Source organism: Corynebacterium frankenforstense DSM 45800 (genome assembly GCF_001941485.1).
Classification (GTDB): domain Bacteria; phylum Actinomycetota; class Actinomycetes; order Mycobacteriales; family Mycobacteriaceae; genus Corynebacterium; species Corynebacterium frankenforstense.
In genome coordinates this window covers 2114877-2131731 of sequence record NZ_CP009247.1, presented here as the reverse complement: position 1 = coordinate 2131731, position 16855 = coordinate 2114877, and the positions used below count along the sequence as shown (strand labels likewise).

Annotated in this window: 12 protein-coding genes and 3 tRNA genes; 6 read left to right on the top strand and 9 right to left on the bottom strand. The window is 69.7% G+C overall.

All coding sequences use genetic code 11. The annotated features are described in order from the left end of the window. The first annotated feature begins 156 nt into the window (after positions 1-156). A complete protein-coding gene (locus tag CFRA_RS09310; RefSeq protein WP_245797771.1) occupies positions 157-1446 on the top strand; it encodes a glutaminase in 1290 nt (429 codons plus the stop codon). Between the two features lie 130 nt (positions 1447-1576). On the opposite strand, the gene CFRA_RS09305 is transcribed toward CFRA_RS09310, so the two are convergent. Continuing rightward, positions 1577-1652: transfer RNA gene (locus CFRA_RS09305), tRNA-Lys, on the bottom strand. Between the two features lie 625 nt (positions 1653-2277). Here CFRA_RS09305 and CFRA_RS09300 point away from each other — a divergent pair. After that, positions 2278-3465: a L,D-transpeptidase gene (locus tag CFRA_RS09300; protein ID WP_075664428.1), complete on the top strand. Its 1188-nt coding sequence runs from the start codon at positions 2278-2280 to the stop codon at positions 3463-3465. A gap of 144 nt (positions 3466-3609) precedes the next feature. Here CFRA_RS09300 and CFRA_RS09295 read toward each other — a convergent pair. Then, positions 3610-3682: transfer RNA gene (locus CFRA_RS09295), tRNA-His, on the bottom strand. A gap of 48 nt (positions 3683-3730) precedes the next feature. After that, a complete protein-coding gene (gene orn, locus CFRA_RS09290) occupies positions 3731-4384 on the bottom strand; it encodes an oligoribonuclease (RefSeq protein ID WP_075664427.1) in 654 nt (217 codons plus the stop codon). A gap of 286 nt (positions 4385-4670) precedes the next feature. Here orn and nrdD point away from each other — a divergent pair, with 286 nt between their 5' ends. Next, positions 4671-6836 (top strand): anaerobic ribonucleoside-triphosphate reductase, encoded by a 2166-nt coding sequence (nrdD, locus tag CFRA_RS09285; protein WP_075664426.1) that lies wholly within the window; start codon positions 4671-4673, stop codon positions 6834-6836. 13 nt (positions 6837-6849) lie between these two features. Continuing rightward, positions 6850-7551, top strand: a complete 702-nt coding sequence (nrdG, locus tag CFRA_RS09280) for an anaerobic ribonucleoside-triphosphate reductase activating protein (RefSeq protein WP_245797555.1) — start codon at positions 6850-6852, stop codon at positions 7549-7551. Between the two features lie 77 nt (positions 7552-7628). Here the strand turns inward: nrdG and CFRA_RS09275 are convergent, their stop codons facing one another. Then, positions 7629-8060: a hypothetical protein gene (locus CFRA_RS09275; RefSeq protein ID WP_075664425.1), complete on the bottom strand. Its 432-nt coding sequence runs from the start codon at positions 8058-8060 to the stop codon at positions 7629-7631. A gap of 91 nt (positions 8061-8151) precedes the next feature. Beyond that, positions 8152-8952, bottom strand: a complete 801-nt coding sequence (cmrA, locus tag CFRA_RS09270) for a mycolate reductase (protein ID WP_075664424.1) — start codon at positions 8950-8952, stop codon at positions 8152-8154. A 137-nt stretch (positions 8953-9089) separates the two neighbouring features. Here cmrA and CFRA_RS09265 point away from each other — a divergent pair, with 137 nt between their 5' ends. Further along, positions 9090-10283, top strand: coding sequence for a chymotrypsin family serine protease (locus CFRA_RS09265; protein WP_075664423.1), 1194 nt, complete (start codon positions 9090-9092; stop codon positions 10281-10283). A 59-nt stretch (positions 10284-10342) separates the two neighbouring features. Here the strand turns inward: CFRA_RS09265 and CFRA_RS11985 are convergent, their stop codons facing one another. The 4 genes from CFRA_RS11985 to CFRA_RS09245 form a co-directional block, all read right to left on the bottom strand. Further along, a complete protein-coding gene (locus CFRA_RS11985) occupies positions 10343-11758 on the bottom strand; it encodes a TrbL/VirB6 family protein (RefSeq protein WP_075664422.1) in 1416 nt (471 codons plus the stop codon). A 404-nt stretch (positions 11759-12162) separates the two neighbouring features. Next, complete coding sequence (locus tag CFRA_RS09255) at positions 12163-12867, bottom strand: hypothetical protein (RefSeq protein WP_075664421.1); 705 nt, start codon at positions 12865-12867, stop codon at positions 12163-12165. Positions 12868-13112: 245 nt separating this feature from the next. After that, entirely contained in the window at positions 13113-14090 is a 978-nt protein-coding gene (locus CFRA_RS09250) for a glutathione S-transferase family protein (RefSeq protein ID WP_075664420.1), read from the bottom strand. A gap of 129 nt (positions 14091-14219) precedes the next feature. Then, positions 14220-14296 (bottom strand) — tRNA-Arg (locus CFRA_RS09245). A 134-nt stretch (positions 14297-14430) separates the two neighbouring features. On the opposite strand from CFRA_RS09245, the gene CFRA_RS09240 reads away from it, so the two are divergent. Beyond that, positions 14431-16815 carry a bifunctional copper resistance protein CopD/cytochrome c oxidase assembly protein gene (locus tag CFRA_RS09240; RefSeq protein ID WP_075664419.1) on the top strand — a complete coding sequence of 795 codons (2385 nt, stop codon included), beginning with the start codon at positions 14431-14433 and terminating at the stop codon, positions 16813-16815. The last annotated feature ends 40 nt before the right edge of the window (positions 16816-16855 follow it).

Sequence of the window (16855 nt, the reverse complement as noted above, 5' to 3'; positions counted from 1 at the left end):
GCCCCGCGTCCCCGACGCGGCGCACCGGCGCACCCGGGGCGCGCCACCCGCCCACGCCGCACGGGTGCGCCGAGGGCGAGAAGCACGGCGTCGGCAATCGGGGACAGGTAGCCTGTGTGCGACCGACCGAAGGGTGGAATGACCGTGGTGGAACAGATCAAGTCGCCGGTGCCGCAGTACCTGGAGAACCTGCTCGACGAGGTGCGCGACAACACCGACGGCGCGGTGGCCGACTACATCCCGAACCTCGCCGAGGCCGACCCGGACCCGTTGGCGATCGCGCTGTGCACCGTCTCCGGGCGCATCTACGCCGCCGGCGACGCCGACCGGCTGTTCACCATGCAGTCGATCACCAAGCCGTTCATCTTCGGGCTCGCGCTGCAGGAGCACGGCGAGAAGGTGCTCGACGTCGTCGGGCTGGAGCCGTCGGGGGAGTCCTTCAACGAGCTCTCGCTGGACCGCAGCACCCACCGGCCGATGAACCCGATGATCAACGCCGGCGCCATCGCGGTCAACCAGCTGATCAACGGCACCGAGTCCAGCGTCGAGGACCGCGTGGCTGTCATCCACGACTTCCTCGGCAGGCTCGCCGGGCGCCGTTTGAGCGTCGACGGGGACCTGGCCGACAACGAGCTGGCCGGCGCCGACCGCAACCTCGCGCTGGCGCACATGCTGCGCAGCCACGGCGTGATCAACGACGACGCGCGCGACGCCGTCGACAGCTACATCCGGCAGTGCGCGGCCGAGGTCAGCGTGCGCGACCTGGCCGTGATGGCCGCGACCCTGGCCAACGGCGGGGTGCAGCCGCAGACCGGCGAGCGCGTCCTCGACGCCGGGGTCGCGCGCCTGACGCTGGCGGTGATGAGCTCGGCGGGCATGTACGACGGCGCCGGGCGCTGGATGGCGCGCGTCGGCATCCCCGCGAAGTCGGGCGTCTCCGGCGGGCTGCTCGGCTCCCTGCCCGGGCAGCTGGGCATCGGCACCTTCTCGCCGCGGCTGGACTCCGAGGGCAACAGCGTGCGCGGCCGGCTGCTCTACGAGAGGCTCTCCGACTCGATGGGCCTGCACCTGATGAACCCGGCCGAGGTCGGCGTCCACGCGGTGCGCTCCATCCTGGTCCACGGCGAGGACACGGTGCTCACCCTGCAGGGCGTGATCAACTTCTCCGCCGCCGAGTCGATCCTGCACGAGATCGCCCGCCACGACTTCACCGAGGGGCGCCTGGTCCTCGACGTCACGCGCGTGGTCACCGTCGAGTCGATCGGCCGCAGGTTCCTGTCCTCGGTGCTGGCGAAGATGCGTTCGGCCGGCCTGGACATCGCGCTGCACGACCCGGAGGACCGCCTGCGCGAGCTGACCGTCGACGGCGACCGGCCCGAGAGCCTGGACGCCGAGGAGCTCGCCGAGGTCGAGTCCGAGCCGCCGGAGAACGACGGGGAGTGGTGAGGCGGTGGTGGGCGCCGGCGGCCTGAGTCGCGGCGTCCGCCCGGGCCCGGAATTTACGGACACTTTCCGGACACCCGCTCCCGCACGCAGAAGGGGCCCGGTACTGTGTACCGGGCCCACCTGCTGTTATTGGTGCGCCATCAGGGAATCGAACCCCGAACCCACTGATTAAGAGTCAGTTGCTCTGCCAATTGAGCTAATGGCGCATGTCGCTCGGCGGTCTGTGCCGCTCCCTTGCAACGGACAGTTACTTTAGCATCGCACCCGTGGACCGTAAAATCCGCTGGTCAGGAAGTGTTTCATGCGTTCGGTTGGTGTGCTTGGGCGGCGTGTGCGGCCGGCGTGCCTTCAATACGTCTGCTCCGGGTCGGTGGTGCGCCCGGGGTGTCGGACCGGCGGCGCGCCCCGGGGCGCTCGCGCCCGATTGGCGACGCCGCGCCCGCCCGCCCTGGGGCGGTACCCGCCGCGCCGTGGCGCGCGACGTCGTCAAGCGCACCGGGCCCCGTCGCCCACCCCGGGCGGGGAGCGTTCCCCGGTTCGTTTGGTCCGCTAATAGGTAAGCGGGCTACGATCCGTGTACACGTCCTCAAGCGTGTGCGGGCACCGCCCCGCGCGGGCGAGGGGCGCCGCTCACACAACGTCCGGGATGTTCCGGCGCAGACCGGGAAAATGGTTCGTGACCGGGGGAGACCCCGTTTCCGACGAATTCCCGATAACCGTTTGGTTAAGGTTGTGCGTCGCTGCTAACGGCATGTGGCGGTCGGCCGTAAAGAGGGTATGGTGACCGCAGATCTCCTGCGGGGTAGTCGAAAATTCAAAGGATTGACGGAGATGAAGCATTACCGGACACGGGCGTTCGTCGCCGCCGCGTTGACGGCCGTCGCGCTGGTGGCGTCAGGTTGCACGATCGGCGAGGCCGGTCCCGACCACGAGAACACGGCCGAGGTCGAGGAGGCCTCGCAGGACGCCGAACCGGAGGTCTCCGTGAAGGACGACGCCACCGAGGTCGACCCCTCGGTGCCGGTGAAGGTGACCTCCGCGGGCGAGGGCCTCAAGGACGTCACCATGACCAACGAGCAGGGGTACGAGGTCGAGGCCAAGTTCAACGGGGACCACACGGAGTGGACCACCGACGAGGTCCTCGGCTACAACCGCACCTACACGGTCAAGGCCACCGACAGGAACGGCAAGAAGACCTCCGTCCAGTTCCAGACGATCATGCCGTCCTACACCGCCAACGTTGCGCTCTCGCCGCTGGAGGACTCCGAGGTCGGCATCGGCCAGACCATCGCGGCGCGCTTCTCCGTGCCGGTCGAGGACCGCCAGGCCGCCCAGGATGCCATCAAGGTGACCACCGAGCCGTCCGTCGAGGGCGCCTTCTTCTGGGTGAACAACTACGAGGTGCGCTGGCGCCCCGAGAACTACTGGGAGCCGGGCACCAAGGTCAAGGTCGAGGCCGACATCTACGGCAAGGACCTCGGCGGCGGGGTCTACGGCGAGTCCGACAACGCCACCCGGTTCACCATCGGCGACGACGTGCGCACCGTCATCGACGACTCCACCAAGGAGATGACCGTCTACCGCAACGGCGAGGCGCTGCGCACCATCCCGGTCTCCCTGGGCCGCGACGGCGCCTACGCCACCCCGAACGGCATCTACATGATCGGCGACAAGAACCCGTCGATGATCATGGACTCCGAGACCTTCGGCCTCTCGCACGAGGCTGGCGGCTACCGCACCGCGGTCGACTGGGCCACGCAGATGTCCTACTCGGGCATCTACGTCCACTCCGCGCCGTGGTCGGTGTGGGCGCAGGGCTCGCAGAACACCTCGCACGGCTGCATCAACGTCACGCCCGAGGCCGCCAAGTGGTTCCAGGACACCGTCAAGCGCGGCGACATCGTCGAGGTCAAGAACACCTCCGGCGAGACGCTCTCCGGCTACGACGGCCTGGGCGACTGGAACATCCCCTGGAAGACCTGGAAGGCCGGCAACGCCAAGGACAACTCCGCCGCCTGATCGACTCACCCCCGCACTTGCCGACGCCGCGTCGCCCACCCGGGCGCCGCGGCGTCGCCGTCTCTGCGTGGTGCGGCGCGCGCCACGCGCCCGCAGATGCGAAGAACCCCGCACCGTCTCTGGTGCGGGGTTCGTTCTCTTCGGGGTGGATGACGGGACTCGAACCCGCGACACCCAGGATCACAACCTGGTGCTCTACCAGCTGAACTACATCCACCATCGCCGCGAAATGCAGCGAGGACCACCATAGCCCAGTGGTTCTCATTTACAAAAACGGCTGGTAGGCCTCGGTGGCCTCCTGCTGCGCGGTGGTCGCCTCCTCCGAGGTCGGGCCCGGTTCTGCGACGAAGGCCGCGCGGCGGTAGTAGTCGAGCTCGCGGATGGACTCGACGATGTCGGCCAGCGCGCGGTGGGCCATGCCCTTGTCGGGCTGGTGGTGGTAGACGCGCGGGTACCAGCGCCGCGTGAGCTCCTTGATCGAGGAGACGTCGACCATCCGGTAGTGCAGGGCGGCGTCCAGGCGCGGCATCTGCTCGCGGATGAAGGAGCGGTCGGTGGCGATGGAGTTGCCGGCCAGGGGAGCGGGGTGGTCGGGGTCGCAGTGCTTCGCGATCAGGTCGAGCACGGCCTGCTCCGCCTGCTCCATGGTCACCTCCGAGGCGCGGATCTCCTCGGTCAGGCCGTTGGTGGCGTGCATGTTCTGGACGAAGTCGTCCATCTCCGCCAGCTCCTCGTCGGTGGCGTGGACGACCAGGTCCACCCCTTCGCCGAGGATGTTGAGGTGGGCGTCGGTGACCAGTGCGGCGATCTCGACGATGGTGTGCCGGTGGATGTCCAGGCCGGTCATCTCGAGGTCGATCCAGACCAGCCGGTCGTCCTTGGGGGCCACGGTGTGATTTTCGGTCGCTTGTGCGGACATGCCCCAACTGTAGAACAACGCGACGGTGCGGTCGGCGCGACGTCGTCAAGCACTGGTCAAGCCCCACCGATGGGGTTGGACCCTAAAAGGGGGTACTACATGTTGTGTGTGACGGAAATCTGAGCGGCGGAAAGACGGCGGCGGAGCCAGGGGTGGCGGTCGCCGATAGGCGCGACCTTTCGCAGAAATGAAAAACTTCAAAATCATTCTTACGATGGAGTTCGCTGTTCAGGGTCACAACGACGTAATTACAGCGGTCAGAGCGAAAGGACGGTATCGGATCTCCATGACGAAGGCGACGGTCATCAAGCGGGACGGACGGCACGTGGCGTTCTTCCCCGCCAGGATCCTCAACGACCTGCGCTCCGCCGAGCGCGTCTACGGCGTGCGCCCCGCGCGCCCGGCCGAGGAGATCGTCGCCGAGGTCACCGCCCGCGTCGAAGCCGCCGTTGAAGCCGGCACCGACGCTTCCGGCACCGGCACCGATGCCGACGTCGCCGTCTCCACCGCCCGCATCCGCGAGCTCGTCGACGAGGCCGTGGCCGACTCGCCCGAGGTCCGCGACGCGCTGCGCGAACAGAGCGAGCGCAAGGAGGCCCGGCTGGCCACCGCCACGGACCTCACCCACGCCATCGACCGGGTGGTCAGCAAGGACGCCGACGTCATGGCGGAGAACGGCAACAAGGACTCGCGCACCTTCACCACCCAGCGCGAGATCCTCGCCGGCGCCGTCACCCGGGCCGAGGGGCTGCGCATCTACCCCGAGGACATCCGCCGCGCCCACATCAAGGGCCTGATCCACCTGCACGACCTCGACCGCTCGCCCTTCGGCGCGCTGCCGAACTGCTCGCTGCCGGACTTCGGCTACCTGCTCTCCCACGGCTTCACCCTCGGCAACGCGCGCATCGAGCCGCCGCGCTCGATCGGCGTGGCCGCGACCCTGCTCGTCCAGCTGCTCGGCGCGATCTCCGGCGAGCAGTACGGCGGCATCTCGATCCACGAGATCGACCGCCTGCTCGAGCCGTACGCGGAGCTGACGCTGCAGAAGGACCGCGACCTCTACGCCGAGATCATCGAGGACCCCGACGAGGTCGAGCGCCTGGCGCGCAAGAAGGCCGAGAAGGACATCTACGACGCGATGCAGGCCTTCGAGTACCAGGTCAACACGCTGACCACCTCCGCGGCGCAGACGCCGTTCACCTCGGTCTCCTTCGGCATGGCCACCTCCTGGTGTGCCCGCGAGATCCAGAAGGCGATGCTCGCCGTGCGCGAGAAGGGCATGAGCGGGGAGACCGCGATCTTCCCGAAGCTGCTCTACTTCGTCGACGAGGGCGTCAACCACTCGCCGGGCGACCCGAACTACGACGTCAAGTGCGCCGCGATGCGCTGCTCGACCAAGCGCATCTACCCGGACCTGATCTCCGTGCCGCGCATCCGCGAGGAGAAGAACGGCCTGCTGGTCACCCCGATGGGCTGCCGCTCCTTCCTGCACTACTGGGAGGACGAGGACGGCGAGCCCCGCATCGTCGGGCGCAACAACCTCGGCGTGGTCTCGCTGAACCTGCCGCACCTGGCCATCCAGGCCGAGGGCGACCGCGACGTCTTCTTCGACTCCCTCGACGAGGCCGTGGACCTGGCCGTGCGCGCCCTGCGCCTGCGCGAGGAGATCGTGCTCGGCGCCGAGCTGGAGAACGCCCCGGTGATGTACACCCAGGGCGGGCTGGGCGACCCGACCGGGATCACCTCGGTGCGCGACTGGTACACGGGCAGGAACGAGAAGCGCTCGTCGATCTCGCTGGGCTACATCGGCATCCACAACGCGATGGTGGCGCTGACCGGCGAGGAGCACTGGCAGGAGGACACGGAGCTGCGCGCGCTGGGCCTGCACATCATGGAGCACATCAACGCCCGCGTCGACTCCGTCCAGGACCTCTTCCACGCCAAGCTGACGGTCTACTCGACGCCCTCGGAGTCGCTGTGCGACCGCTTCGCCGCGATCGACCGCGACCGCTTCGGCGAGATCCCCGGGGTCAACGACCGCGAGTACTACGAGAACTCCTTCCACTTCCCGAGCTACCAGGACACCGACCCGGTCTCGAAGATCCACTTCGAGGCGCCCTACATGCACCTGACCCCGGGCGGGTTCATGTACTACGTCGAGGCGCCGAACCTGCAGTCCAACTCCGCGGCCTTCGAGGCGCTGTGGGACGAGGCCTTCGACAACGTCGGCTACTTCGGCGTCAACTCCCCGGTCGACTACTGCTTCCTGTGCGGTTTCGAGGGCGAGTTCCGCTGCGACGAGGAAGGCTACTACTGCCCGACCTGCGGCAACCGCGACGAGACCCAGGCCAGTGTCACCCGCCGGCTGTGCGGCTACCTGGGCTCGCCGATGAAGCGCCCCGTCGTCGCCGGCAAGCAGAACGAGATCAACTCCCGCGTCAAGCACATGTGAGTGAAGGAGGACCATGACCACCGCCGTGCGCACCACGATTGACGACGCCGCGCCTGCCCCCACGGGGCGCACCGACGCACCGTGCGCGGGTGTCGGGCTCGCCGGCTACTACGGCGCCCCGCACACCTCCGCCGAGCGCCTCGGGCGCATCGCCCGCATGGACGAGCGCTCACGCACCTGGGCCGACGCCCCGGTGCTCCGCGTCGCGGACTACAAGCCCTTCCAGGTCCTCGACGGCGAGGGGCTGCGCTGCTCGCTCTACGTCTCCTACTGCGCGTTCAACTGCCTGGGCTGCTACAACAAGGCCGCCCAGAAGCGGAACTACGGCGTCGAGTACACCGCCGAGCTCGAGGAGCGCATCCTGCGGGACCTCTCGGGCCGCCACGTGGCGGGGCTGACCCTGTGCGGCGGCGAGCCGATGCTCAACGCCACGAACCTGCTGCCGCTGGTGCGGCGGGTGCGCGCGGAGCTGCCGGAGAAGACCGTGTGGTCCTACACCGGCTACCGGTGGGAGACTCTCGAGCTGATCGGCGGGGACCGCTGGGAGCTGGTCAGGAACCTCGACGTGCTCATCGAGGGGCAGTTCATCGCCGAGGAGCGCGACGAGTCGGACCTCAAGCCCTTCCGCGGCAGCTCGAATCAGCGGCTGATCGACGTGCCGGCCTCGCTGGCCGCGGGCCACGTCGTCGAGTACGAGGTCGCCGCGCGCTTCTGAGGCGTGTGGTGGCCGGGTGGTCCCGGCCTGCGCCCGAAGCACGGGGGATCCCGCCCGCGCGCCGGGCGTGCGTGCTCCTAGCCCGCGATGACGCTGAAGGTGCCGTCGGCGTGCTTGGCCACGGTGTCGCCGCCCTGGGCGATCGAGCCGTCGGGAAGCTCGAGCTCGGTCAGGTCACGGGTCTCGAACTCCGGCGCGACGAACTCGCCGCCGTCGAACCAGACCTGGAAGGCGCTGCGGGCGGTGCCGGAGCCGCTGAAGATGTGCTGTTCCACGATGCTGCGGTCTCCTTCGGCCGTGTCGTCCTGGGCTCCGCCGGTCTCGGCGCCGTCCGCGGCGGGTGCGCCGCCCTCGGGGGTGGAGCTGCCGGCCGGCTCCTCGTCGGAGGAGGCGGCGACGCCCCAGTTGAAGCCGGGGTCGACGGGGGCGGAGGAGAGATCCGCGCTGGCGGAGAGCGGCGCCCCACCCAGCATCAGGGCACTCAGGAACGTGGCGATCGAGGTGTTCATGGCGCCGAGGTTATGTGCGCCGGAGGCGGAAGTGAACCATTGCCAGGGGATTCCCCGGCACCTCCGCAGTCGCACCCAGCAAGGCCGGGCGTCAGGCCATCTTGGCGTAGAACCAGCCCATCACCGGCGAGAGCAGCCCGCTGGGCGCGTAGGCGGAGATGGCGTTCATCGCCTTCGACAGGGGGCCGGGCACCACGCGGCGGCGGTTCTTGGCCAGGGCCTCGAGGGTCTCGTCGGCGCAGGACTCGTAGGTCGTCCACAGGAAGTCGGGCACGACCTTGTCCACGATGGACTGCTCGGACTCGGGGATCTCGGCCTCGCGCACCGGGCCGGGGGCCAGCAGCGTGCAGTGCACGCCGGTGCCCTTGAGCTCGTAGTGCAGCGCCTCGGTGAAGGCGTTGACGCCGGCCTTGGTGAACACGTAGGTCGCGTTGTTGGGGATCGGCACGTTGCCGGCCGCCGAGCCGACGTTGCACACCGCGCCCTCGCCGCGGGCGACCATGCCCGGCAGCGCGGCGCGGGTCAGGCGGAAGACGGCGGTGGCGTTCAGGTTGAACTGGTTGGTCTCGTAGTCCCAGTCCTGGTCGAGGAAGGGACCGAAGCTGGCGATGCCGGCCGAGTTGACCAGGATGTTGATCTCCCGGTTCTCGATCTCCTCGACCAGCTCGGTGACCTCCTCGGCCTTCGAGAGGTCGGCCGGGCGGACCTCGACGGTGACGCCGTGGGCCTCCTCGAGCTCGGCGGCGATCTTCTCGAGGACCTCCCGGCGGCGGGCGACGAGGACGAGATTGTGGCCGTAGCGGGCCAGCTTGCGGGCGATCGCCTCGCCGATGCCCTGGCTGGCACCGGTGACCAGCGCGGCGGCGGAGGTCGAGGGGTAGGGCAGGGTCATCGGGCACCGTTCCTTCGTCGGGGATCGTGTCGGAATCGTGACACGGCGTGCGTGGTCAACGATGCTACCCGCGCTCGTGGCGGGGCTACACTGGCGGCCGCCAATCGCCCCCGACCCACAGAAAGCGGTATCGACCGATGACGAAATCCGTGCGCACCCGCGTGCTCGCCGCGCTGCTGCCGGCCGCCCTGGCCACCGCCGTGCTTTCCGACGCCCCCGCGGGCGCCGACGAGCGCGCCGCGCTCGCCGCCCCCGGCGCCCCCATGCGCAGCGACGTGCAGCTGACCGACATGCCCCTGCCGGAGTACCTGAACCGGCAGGTCTGCAGTCAGGGCGTGATCGGCACGGTGGTGCTGCCCGACGGCACGCAGCAGCGTGTGCTGGTCACCGCGGGACACTGCCTGGCGCCGATGGAGGGCCAGCCGGAGTTCGGCGACCGGGTCTTCGCGCCGACCCGCAGCGGCGGCGACACCGTCATCGGCTACCGCGACCAGGCGCACGCGCCCGCGACCGGCGAGGCGGACGCCGCGCAGGCCGAGGGGGACCTCGCCGAGACGCTGCGTCTGTCGGTGGACTCGCCCGACTGGGGCACGGCGGTGCTCAACGACGGTGTGGTGGACAGCCGGATGGCCGACTCCGTGGACAAGGCCGGCAACGCGCACGGTGCGCCGGTGCGTCTGACCGCGATCCGCGACTACCCGGACCTCGCCCCGGGCCAGTACGACTTCTCCGTGGCCGGCCAGCCGATCTGCAAGGACGGCACGGCCACCGGCCGCAGCTGCGGCACGCTCCTGGTGCGCTCCCAGAACGGGCTGTGGGCCTGGGACCTGGGCTACGTGCAGGGCGACTCGGGCGGCGTGAACTTCGACCCGAACACCGGAGAGGTGCTCGGTGTCAGCTCCATGGTCTTCGGGCCGATCACCCGTGCCCAGCCGGCCGACGTCGCCGTCGAGCAGGCCTACGGCATCCCCGACGGCCAGGTCAACGAGCACTTCTCGCTGACCGACTCCGAGGCCGCGCACTCCGATGACCTGCGTACCTTCGGCGAGGACGAGGCCACCGCGATGGAGTGGGCCCAGGAGAACGAGGCCGTGCCGGACTTCGTCGCCGAGCACCAGGCCAATGTCGCGGCCGCCGAGGCGGACGCCGCGGAGTACTCGCAGCGCATCGAGGCCGACGCCCAGGGCGGCTTCGAGGCGCTGGGCGCGGGCCAGGACCCGGCGAGCGCCTTCGCGCCGCTGGGCCAGACCCTCGACGAGGCCGGGCAGTCGGCCTCCCACCACGCCGAGGTGCTGCCGGAGAGCGCCGTGCTCTCCATGCTCTCCCAGTAGGGGAGCGGCAGGGTCGGCCGCTCCGGGCCGGCCACAGCGGGTCTGACCGGGTGAGCCCGTCAGGCCCGCTGTTCGCGTGCCCAGTCGCCGATGACGCCGGGCACCGTCGGGGTCGGCTCGCCGAGGAGTTTGCGTCGGTTCTCGTCGAGCTCGACCGCGGTGGTCACCGCCTTGACCGACTTGGACCGCCCGGTGGGCTGACCGCCCGCGTTCGCCCCCATCATCGGGGCGACCGGCACACCGCCGCGCATGCTGGCACCGGAGTGGGTGCCGCCGGAACCTGCGCCCGCGGTCGGGGTGGTGGCACCGGAGACGCCGGGAGCGCCTGCGCCGGGCGCGCCGGGCACGACGCCGCCGAGGCCGGGGCGCCCGCCGGGGGAGTGGGCCCCGCCGAGGCCCGCGGAGCCGCCGGCCGGACCGCCGAACGAACCTGTCGCACCCACGCCGCGGACCGCCCCGAGCGCCGGGGAGCCCGCGCCGCCGGGAAGCCCGCCGCCGATGCCGCGCGGCAGACCTGCGGTACCACCCGGGCGCGATGAGATCGGGGTGGTCGTACGCGGCGACCCGGAGTTGCCGGGAGCCCCGACCGCTCCCGGGGCGAACATCCCCGACTGGGACGCGACACCGGATGCCGGGGAGGCCGCACCGAGCGATCCCGCGCGAGCTGCGCCGCCTGCTCTGGGACCTCCGGTTACTCCGTTGGTCCCACCCAGGGCCCCGCCCCGGCTGAGGGCCGGGGCAGCGCCGGCACCGGTCATCCCCCCGAGCCCGGGGAGCGGACTGTTGGTGCCACCCAGAGTCGGCCCGGCCGCGGGAGCACTGAGCGGGTGACTCGCGGGGCCCGTCGGCGCCGACTGCCCGGCCATGCCGGCGGGTCCGGCGTAGTGGCTCGCCTGAGGCGCGCCCCCGCCGAGGGCGGTGGCCGCCTGGGTGACCAGGTGGTTGCCTGCGCCTCGCCAGGCGCCGGCGGACTCATCGATGCGGGCGTCGGTCGTGGCGAACTGCTGGTTCTCGCCGGCATCGCCGCCGCCTCGGGCGGTGGCGGGGTCCATGAGCATGTGCACCGCCGGGATCGCCGGGGCGAGAGACGCCTGGAACTTCGGCACGAAGGCCGCGAGGAACGCCTGCTCGGCGGCGATGCGCTCGGCCGGCGGCATGGCCGTCACCGCTGCGCGGGCGGCCTGGACCTCGGAGTTGCCTGCGGCGTGGGCCGCGTGCAGGGCCTGGGTGTGTTGCGCCATGGCGGTCGCGTTGGCGGAGAAGTGCCCGGCGCGGGCGGCCATCTCGGTGATGCGGCCGGCGGCACTGTCGAAGACTTCGCCGGTGTTTGCTCCGCTGACGTCGGCGGCGACGGCGTTGAGTTCGTCGGCGACTGTTGCGAGCGTTCTTGCCATGGAGTTCCAGGAGTCGGTGGCCTGGACGGTCAGGTGTGTTCCGGTGGTGGCGAACTCGGTGGCGAGTTGGTCGAGGCTCATCGTCGGTGTGACGACGGGGTGGGTGGGGTTGAGTGCGCCGTAGTTGGTGGCGGGCTCGTCGGGGAGTCGGACAGGGAAAGACGGTTGATAACCCTCTTGGGACCTGGTGAAAAGTTCTCTGGAGTTGAGGAAGTCGCGGGTGGCGATGATCGTGTTGGTCCAGCTCAGGGCATCTTGTGCCCAATTGACCTGGTCCGCGAATTGTCCGAGGACGGTTGCTGCGGAGCCTGCACCGCCGTGGAGGGCAGCTCCGTGGGCGACGCCGAGTTGGTCGAGACCAGAGACTGCGGAGTAAGCCCCGCTGATACTGGATCGTTGGGCTGCGGCCATGGCCTCCTGGGCGGCATTGATCTGGGCAGTGATTCTGGTAATTGCGTGTCTGGTTGCTGCTCGATCTAGTTCGATCATGGTGCATTTCCCCCGATGAGTTTTGTGATCTTTTCGTGCGCTTCCCTCGCACGCTTGCAGGACTCCTCAGTACTCCCGGTATTCAGGGCTGGAGTGAAGATGACTTCCCAACGCCCCCGATTGGTACTCACTCCGCTTACGCACTCGTTCCGACCTGCCGTGCCGTTGACCAGATGCGGCGAAAACGGTTGTTCTTGGGATAGTTCCAGGACTTCAATTCCCTGGGTCTGAAGATCATCCAGAGTGGAACGGGAGCTGAGTATTTGGAATCGTCCGTCACTCGATTTGCGCGGAGATGAGTCGCTCGATGCTGCATATCCGGTGCAGCTCGCGACGTAGCCGGCGAGCTTGTCCATGTCCGGCTCGATCTCCAGCTCGAGACCCGCCTGCCGGTAGATCTCCGGGGAAATCTCCGTGCAGGGGTTGAACTGCTCGTCCGGGTGCGTCGCCATGTCGATCTCGCCCGGCTCGAAGGGCAACTTCGACGACGGGACCCCGAAGAGCGTCGGGCCGTCGCTCGCGCTGACCGTCGCTGAGTCGTCCCCCGTCTCCCCGTTCGTCTTGCCCGCGTGCGCCAGGTCCCGGCGGTAGTCGTCCAAGCGGTCGTTGGCCGCGGCGACGGTGTCGAGCACCGGGCCCGCAGGGCCCGCGCAGCCCGCGGTGAGAAGACCTGCGACGGTGACCGTCGCGAGCGTCGTCAATTGTCGGGTGGGTGGTGGTCGCATCGGCATTGCCCCCTCGCTGTCGAAGCATCTCAACCGGTCGTGATGCGGGGCTCTTACTTCCCCTCATCCCCCTTAGACCGGTCCGGGGCGCCTCCGGTTCCCTTCCCGGGGCGGCCCGTGGGCATCATTGTGCGCGACGCGAAACCATCCCGCATCTCGGACGGGAAACTTCTCGCTCCGGGCGCGGCGGCCGGGCCCACCCGCCCGGCCGTGTCCACCCGCTACCGGGTGAAGGGGTGCTCCGGGTCCGCGGAGAGCTCGGCGCGGTTCTGCGGCTCGGTCCAGCCGGACTGGTCCGGGCCCTTCGGGATGATCGGCTCGGAGCCGTCGGGGGCCACCACGCCCTCGCCGCCGTAGTAGCCCTCCTTGATCGCGTCGAAGTCCGTGGTCTCGCGGAACGCCGGGATCGAGTAGAGGTCGCGGGCGTAGGCCCACAGGTGCTCGAAGTCGACGAGCCGCTGCCGGTTCGCCTTGAACGCGCCGTAGTAGGCGGCGTCGAAACGCGCGAGCGTCACGTAGAGGCGGATGTCGGAGTCCGTGATGTGGTCGCCCCACAGGAAGCGGCGGTCCGACAGGCGCTCCTCGAGCTCGTCGAGTGCGGCGAACAGCGAGTCGTAGGCCTTCTCGTAGGCCTCCTGGGTGGTGGCGAAGCCGCACTTGTAGACGCCGTTGTTGACGTTGTGGAACAGCCAGTCGTTGAACTCGTCGATTTCCGCGCGGTGCCCCTCCGGGTAGAGGTCCGGGGCGTCGTCGGCGTGCAGCGGGGCCCAGGCGACCTCGAGCTCGTTGGTCATCCGGTGGAAGTTGTTGTTGACCACCGCGCCGGTCTGAGTGTCCACGATCGCCGGCACCGTGCCGCGCTTGTCGTAGTCCGGGTCGGCCTTCTTGTAGGCCTCGAGCAGGTACTCGATGCCCAGCACCGGGTCCTTGTCGTCCTCGTCGAGACCGAAGCGCCAGCCGTTCGCCGTGCGCCGCGGGTGGGCCACGCCGACACTGATCGCGTCCTCGAGCCCCAGCAGGCGCCGGGCGATGAGCTGGCGGTGCGCCCACGGGCAGATCATGGCCACGATCAGCCGGTAACGGCCGGCCTCCACCGGCAGCTCACCTTCGCCGATGCCGAAGTGGGTGGTGAAGCTGCTGGACTGGCGCTTGAAACCGCCGTGGCCGTCGGTCTCCTTCGTGCGTTCGCTGACTCCCATGTCTTAATGCTCCTTCACAAATTTCTCGTCGGGGTGGCCGAGAGTGTCTCGGGGACGATACAAGGACCCTACAAGACGGGAAAAGCGCCGGCCACGCACTCAAAAATGTGCGTTGACCGGCGCTTTCGGTGGTGCCCCCAGCAGGATTCGAACCCGCGACCAGCCGGGTAGAAACCGGATGCTCTAATCCACTGAGCTATGGGGGCGCGGCGGGGACGGTGAGTCGGGCGCGATGCGTCGCAACGCGACGTCGGCAAGCGTCCCCACGTGCAGTGACTCTAGCGCACGGCCCCCTGCGCCCCAAGAGGTGGCCGGGCGGCGGGGAAGTAGGGTGGTGGCTATGTCTGACACGCTCGTTCGGGACGGTGAGGCCCCGGCCAGCCCGGCCTCGGGCCCCTCCGTCCGGTCGACCTGGCCGCTCTACCTCGCCTTCACCGTCTTCGCCGGCGTGGTCGGCGCGGCGATCTCCTGGGGACTGCTCGCCGACTCCCTGGCCGCGCTCGGCATCCCGGACCCCGGCCGGCTGACCACCGTCGGCCTGCCCTTCCTGCGCGCGGCGTCCTGGATCGTCTCCGCGCTCGCCGTCGGCTCGTACCTGGCCGCCGCCTTCCTGATCAACCCGGACGTCCCGGAGAACGACAACTCCCGCATCCTCGAGGCGCGTCTGACCGTCGACGGCCACATCGCCGCGCGCACCGGCGCGCTGTCCTCGCTGGCCCTCGGCGTGATCTCCCTGGTCATGGTGCCCCTGACGCTCTCCGACGTCTCCGGCACCCCCTTCTCCCAGGTCCTCCAGCCGGCCGCCTGGGTCACCGCGCTCGAGCAGGTCTCCGCCGCGCAGGCCTGGGCGTGGACGGCCGGCCTGGCCTTCCTGGTCGGTATTCCCGCGCTCTTCGCCCGCCGCTGGTCCAGCCAGCCGCTCGCCCTGGTCTTCGCGGTGCTCGCCGTGGTGCCCAACGGGCTGGACGGCCACTCCGCGGCCGGCGGCAACCACGACTACGGCACCAACTCCTACCTGTGGCACCTGATCTTCCTGGTGCTCTGGATCGGCGGGCTGATGGCGCTGATCGCCCACTGCCGCCGCCTGGGTCCCGACACCGAGACCGCCGTGGCGCGCTACTCCAAGCTCGCGCTCGTCTCGATCATCGTCATGACGATCTCGGGCGTGGTCAACGCCGCGGTGCGCATCGACTTCTCCGACTGGCTGACCACCACCTACGGCCTGATCATCACCGCCAAGGCCGTCGGCGTGGTCGTGCTCGCCTTCCTCGGCTTCGTGCACCGCCAGGTCACCATGCCCAGGCTCGCCGGCCCGCACCCGGACCAGCGCGCCTTCCGCCGCGTCGCCGTCGTCGAGGTGCTGGTCATGGCCGCCGTGACCGGCGTGGCCATCTCCATGGGCCGCACCCCGCCGCCGCCCCCGCGCGACCCGAACCTCTCGCCGATGGCCGTCAAGATCGGCTTCGACCTGCACGAGGCACCCACCTTCTGGAACGTGTGGACGATGTGGCGCTTCGACCTGCTCTTCGGCACCATCGGCCTGGTGCTCGCCGCCGCCTACATCTACGGCGTGGTGCGCGTGCACCGCCGCGGCGGCGACTGGCCCGCGGTGCGCACCTTCTGGTTCCTGCTCGGCTGTTTCTCGCTCACCGTCATGATGAGCTCGGGCATGGGCATGAACATGATGGCGCTGTTCTCCGTGCACATGATCGTGCACATGGGCCTGGCCATGGTCATCCCCGTCTTCCTGGTCCTCGGCGCGCCGTTCACCCTGATGATGCGGGCCTCCGGGCCGGGCGCGCCGGGCCGCCCCGGACCGCGCGAGTGGGCCTTCGCCCTGTGCCACAGCCGGACGCTGGGCTGGATCACCAACCCCGCGGTCAACACGCTGCAGTTCCTCTTCTTCTTCTACATCATCTACATCACCCCGCTCTTCGACGTGATGGTCGCCGAGCACGGCGGGCACGTGATCATGAACGTGCTCTTCGTGACCTCCGGCTTCCTCTACTTCTGGGAGATGATCGGCGCCGACCCGATCCCGCGCCGCGGCAGCGTGCTGCTGCGCCTGGGCTGGCTGATGATCTCGATGCCGGTGCACCTCTACTTCGGCGTCTACCTCATGCAGCTCAACGAGGTGCTCGCCGAGGACTTCTACGCCGGCCTGCTGCTGCCCTGGGCCCCGGACCTGCTGGCGGACCAGAAGGTCGGCGGCGGCATCGCCTGGGCCTCCGGTTCCTTCCCGCTGGTCGTCGTCTTCGGCGCGCTGTTCTACCAGTGGCTGCGCGACGACAAGGCCGAGGAGAAGGCCTACGAGGAACGCGCCGCCGCTACCGACGACGCCGAGCACGACGCCTACAACCAGTGGCTGGCCAGCCTCAACGACGACGCCGAGACCGGCGGAGAGATTGACGACGTCCCGTCCGTCCCCGCCGGCAGCGCCCCTGACGGCGCTGCGCCGGCGCCTGCGCCGCAGGCGCAGGACGACGCGCCCACGGACACGGCGACGGACGCCGCGACGGCGGGCGACGGGGCGTCGGCAAGCGGGGCCGACGACGCGGCGGACGCCGAGGACGCGCGCCCGCGCCGCCGCGACGCACGCCCCGAGCACCCGGGCGTGCCCTGGCCGATGTCGGACTCCGCCTACTACACCGAGGAGTTCGGCGAGGCCCGCGAGCGCGGACGGGACAGGAAGCGTAAGAAGCGCGGCCGGCGCAAGCGGCGCTGAGGCCGGCCTGTGGATGACGCCGGATTGTCCACAGGCGCGC

Coding starts and splice junctions, on each gene's coding strand:
- CFRA_RS09300 (WP_075664428.1), top strand. CDS start 2,278: ATGAAGCATTACCGGACACGGGCGTTCGTCGCCGCCGCGTTGACGGCC.
- orn (WP_075664427.1), bottom strand. CDS start 4,384: ATGTCCGCACAAGCGACCGAAAATCACACCGTGGCCCCCAAGGACGAC.
- nrdD (WP_075664426.1), top strand. CDS start 4,671: ATGACGAAGGCGACGGTCATCAAGCGGGACGGACGGCACGTGGCGTTC.
- nrdG (WP_245797555.1), top strand. CDS start 6,850: ATGACCACCGCCGTGCGCACCACGATTGACGACGCCGCGCCTGCCCCC.
- CFRA_RS09275 (WP_075664425.1), bottom strand. CDS start 8,060: ATGAACACCTCGATCGCCACGTTCCTGAGTGCCCTGATGCTGGGTGGG.
- cmrA (WP_075664424.1), bottom strand. CDS start 8,952: ATGACCCTGCCCTACCCCTCGACCTCCGCCGCCGCGCTGGTCACCGGT.
- CFRA_RS09265 (WP_075664423.1), top strand. CDS start 9,090: ATGACGAAATCCGTGCGCACCCGCGTGCTCGCCGCGCTGCTGCCGGCC.
- CFRA_RS11985 (WP_075664422.1), bottom strand. CDS start 11,758: ATGAGCCTCGACCAACTCGCCACCGAGTTCGCCACCACCGGAACACAC.
- CFRA_RS09250 (WP_075664420.1), bottom strand. CDS start 14,090: ATGGGAGTCAGCGAACGCACGAAGGAGACCGACGGCCACGGCGGTTTC.
- CFRA_RS09240 (WP_075664419.1), top strand. CDS start 14,431: ATGTCTGACACGCTCGTTCGGGACGGTGAGGCCCCGGCCAGCCCGGCC.